The organism is Pseudoalteromonas sp. bablab_jr011 (genome assembly GCF_016464045.1).
GTDB lineage: Bacteria > Pseudomonadota > Gammaproteobacteria > Enterobacterales > Alteromonadaceae > Pseudoalteromonas > Pseudoalteromonas lipolytica.
On sequence record NZ_JACDWU010000206.1, the window covers coordinates 1 to 3352 of the forward strand.

Sequence of the window (3352 nt, forward strand, 5' to 3'; positions counted from 1 at the left end):
ATATCATACAAAAAATCTATCGACTTCTCTTGACCTTCCGGTTAGGGGAAGGTTTAACCTGAAGTTAGGTGGGGGCTGGTGAGATTTTTGGGAACAGGTTAATGGTTACTTGGTTCAATGGATTAGGAAATTTCCTTCAATAAATGTTACCCGAAACTATGTTACTTAAAGCTAACTACAGTATTAGTAAAAATCATTTGGGAGGTGAAGATGAACATTGGTGATGCAGCCCGCTTATCGGGAGTTTCGGCGAAAATGATTCGTTACTATGAGGAGGTTGGGCTAATACCATCAGTCTCCAGAACAGAGGCTGGTTATCGGATCTACAAAGATGCCGATGTTTATAAGTTACATTTTATACGTCGATGTCGAGATCTCGGTTTTTCTCTGTCACAGGCAGGAGAGTTACTTTCTCTTTGGGGAAATCATTCGCGTCAGAGTGCAGATGTTAAAAGTATAGTTGAATCTCATATTAATGATTTAACCTTAAAAATTGAAGAATTTCAACGTATGGCATCAATTCTTACCACACTCTCTGCTTGCTGCGCGGGAAATGAAAAACCCGACTGCCCAATACTGAAGGCTCTCTACCTCGCGGATACTTCCCATCTGCAGGACATAGAAAGCTGCCCTTAAACTTTCGACTCCCTTCAATGTTATTAGGTGATCGCCATGGGTGGGAATACGCAGTTTAGCTCGAAAGCTAGACCTTTGTCGTCAGGATGAGGTCGCATGCGGCCTGATTTTTAATTTATTAAAATTCATATGATTAAAGTCAACTTTATTTAATCAGTGCTAACAAGTAAGTTTGTGAGTGATTGGAAGCTGCTGTGGTCAAAAGTCGAAAAGAAAAAAGTACCGAAGCGAACTCCAAGTGTTTATTGGGTTTGTATAAGTCTCGGAAAATTAGTGGGTTGGTTTGATTCAAAAAGGACGGGACGAGTCGGCAGGGAGCGGTTATGGGAAGGATAGTTTTACCACAAACCATCCTTGAAGGTTACCTGTTAGCCAAGTCTCTTGATCAATGAGATGTGATCAAGAGACAGGCACCTTGGTCAGGGCGCACTCGATTCGGACGATGCAGCTCGTGCAGGTCATGCCCTCGATGGGCAGGCTGATCGCTGCTACGGTGGCACGACCAGCACTTGTTAATGGCATGCTCAAGGTGTCTTCTCAAAATTGAAATTAGACATACAGGGTACTTGAGGGTTACTATGTTGTAAGGTTAAGCCCTATTTTGAGCGCTGCTGGTTTGGACGATTTCGCTGCGCATAGACGCGGCGCGCCTTGGCTCGCAGGCTGTCTCCTGATCTTTGTCGGCGAGTGCGATCAAATTATCGCAGCCTCGTTAATTCTGAACGGCATGAGTAGCTGTTCGAGAGTTGGAATTTTTGAGAAATGACTTTACGCAAACAAGTTAACGCGCCCCGCGGTGCAAGCGACGATCTGGCTTCTTTGTCACAGAATGACGTTACGATCCTGGCCGAGACCTTCCGCCTACTGGGCGACCCGTCTCGGTTGAGAATAATGCTGTGCTGCATGAAGGGTTCCTCCTCGGTTGGGGACATCGCGGAATCCCTCGAGCTTTCGCAGTCGCTGGTCAGTCACCACCTGCGGCTGCTGCGTGGAGCCCGCCTTGTGAAGGGGGTGCGCCAGGCCAAGCAAATTTTCTATGAGGTGGACGACAAGCATGTGAACCAAGTGCTGCTGGACATGTCCACTCACATCGTCGAAGAGCACAACGACGATTAGCCGCGGGCGAAGCGCTCGTTGCGATGCGGATTGCGATCTATTACAAGCTGGGGCCGTATGACCGCCCGCGGCTACACTCAATGAGATGAATGCGGGTCCAATTCTGATCAATCAGAAGTTCAGCGCGCTTATCGACCGCAAGTGAGGCCTTATTGAATGCCATCGCGATGACCGCCTCAGCCACAAGTTCGCTGATCTGCGGGCCGACTACATGTACGCCGAGGATTTCGTCTGTCGTAGGATTTGCGATCACCTTGACGAGACCCGCTGTCTCGCTCAATGCACGCGCGCGACCGTTAGCCATGAACGGAAATGTACAGCTACGATATGCTGCGCCCGCGTATTTGAGCTGCTGCTCGGTGCGACCTACCCAGGCGATTTCCGGGCTGGTGTAGATGACGTTGGGGATCGTGTTGAAATCGACATGACCGCGATGGCCTGCAATGCGCTCGACCACAGCGACACCTTCTGCGCTCGACCACAGCGACACCTTCTTCCTCTGCCATGTGCGCTAGCATCAGGCCGCGCACCACATCGGCGATGGCCCAGATACTGGGCACGCTGGTGCGCCATTCGCCGTTCACCACGACGGCTCCGCGCCCATCCAGTTCAAGGCCGACGGCGGCCCGAGTCATAAACGCCAGACCGTTTAAGAACTGCACCTTGTTTTTTCGGAACAGATAGAGTTTGCCTTCGTTGCTCGACTTCACGACCTGATTCTTGCGCTCCAGCATCACAGCCACGTCCATGCGTAGCTCGCCCGTGGACATGATGCCGAGCGCGCCGAAGTGGTGCTTGGCTTGGTCTAAGTTTTTGGACGACTGCAGCAGCGCCTTTGACGGGATGCACCCGATGTTGTTGCATGTACCGTCTTGGGTAGGCTTGCCTTCCTTGGTTTTCCAGGCATCGACGCAGGCGACATTCATGCCTAACTGCTCGGCGCGAATCGCTGCGATGTCGCCACCAGGCCCGGCGCCAATGACGATGACGATGACGATGACGTCGAAGTTCGTGTCCATGATTGAAATCTCCTAGATGTTTTCAGGCGCTTTCCTGCGTGGTGCTCGCGCTGCGGTTTTGGCCAGCCAGCGCCCCGTCCGATCTGGCTCACGACCATCCGAACCTTCCGGCGGGTCATCCTCTATCTGCGTCAGCACTTGGATCTGGGCCAACATCATCACGACCTGATTGTGGACGACCTGCACAGGGTGTGGCCAAGAGGATAGGCGTACTAAATAGCCGCATCGCCGCCACTCATCTTTCGCAGTCCTTAGTATGGTTTGCTAAAAATACATTGCATAAACATATGTTCATGTATTATATTTTACGTACAGTCAACCACCTAATTTCTGCGCGAGGCCCTGATGTCCCAATCGCACGATGAACATGGTCACGACCATGACCACACTCCAAAAGTGACCGGCGCTAACGAACGCAAGGTCTTGCTGTCCTTCTTCCTGATCTTCGGCTTCATGATCGTGGAGGCTGTCGGCGGCGTGCTGTCGGGCTCGCTGGCCCTTCTGGCCGATGCGGGCCACATGCTGACCGATGCAGCAGCGCTGGCTCTGGCATACGCGGCATTCCGGTTCGGGCGCCGACC

At 51.7% G+C, this 3352-nt stretch carries 5 protein-coding genes and 1 pseudogene; 4 read left to right on the forward strand and 2 right to left on the reverse strand.

Annotated elements, in window-relative coordinates:
- The first annotated feature begins 210 nt into the window (after positions 1-210).
- The 3 genes and pseudogenes from cueR to JIG41_RS12315 all read left to right on the forward strand — a co-directional run bounded on the left by cueR (position 211) and on the right by JIG41_RS12315 (position 1752).
- The gene (gene cueR, locus JIG41_RS12305) at positions 211-636 is read left to right on the forward strand and encodes a Cu(I)-responsive transcriptional regulator (protein ID WP_011788488.1); all 426 of its coding nucleotides are present in this window, start codon (positions 211-213) and stop codon (positions 634-636) included.
- 183 nt (positions 637-819) lie between these two features.
- Positions 820-1028, forward strand: a pseudogene (locus tag JIG41_RS12310) (IS4 family transposase); the annotation flags it as partial.
- Between the two features lie 370 nt (positions 1029-1398).
- The gene (locus JIG41_RS12315) at positions 1399-1752 is read left to right on the forward strand and encodes a metalloregulator ArsR/SmtB family transcription factor (protein WP_011788489.1); all 354 of its coding nucleotides are present in this window, start codon (positions 1399-1401) and stop codon (positions 1750-1752) included.
- A 40-nt stretch (positions 1753-1792) separates the two neighbouring features.
- Here the strand turns inward: JIG41_RS12315 and JIG41_RS22840 are convergent, their stop codons facing one another.
- A complete protein-coding gene (locus JIG41_RS22840) occupies positions 1793-2161 on the reverse strand; it encodes a hypothetical protein (protein ID WP_223420022.1) in 369 nt (122 codons plus the stop codon).
- A complete protein-coding gene (locus JIG41_RS22845; RefSeq protein WP_015066563.1) occupies positions 2073-2771 on the reverse strand; it encodes an FAD-dependent oxidoreductase in 699 nt (232 codons plus the stop codon). Before JIG41_RS22845 ends, JIG41_RS22840 begins: the two co-directional genes overlap by 89 nt.
- A 345-nt stretch (positions 2772-3116) precedes the next feature.
- Here JIG41_RS22845 and JIG41_RS12325 point away from each other — a divergent pair.
- On the forward strand, positions 3117-3352 hold a 236-nt coding region (locus JIG41_RS12325), incomplete at its 3' end, for a cation transporter (RefSeq protein ID WP_199524839.1).

Excerpts from the sequence above, each read along its gene's own strand:
- cueR (WP_011788488.1), top strand. The coding sequence starts at position 211 with ATGAACATTGGTGATGCAGCCCGCTTATCGGGAGTTTCGGCGAAAATG.
- JIG41_RS22845 (WP_015066563.1), bottom strand. The coding sequence starts at position 2,771 with ATGGACACGAACTTCGACGTCATCGTCATCGTCATCGTCATTGGCGCC.
- JIG41_RS12315 (WP_011788489.1), top strand. The coding sequence starts at position 1,399 with ATGACTTTACGCAAACAAGTTAACGCGCCCCGCGGTGCAAGCGACGAT.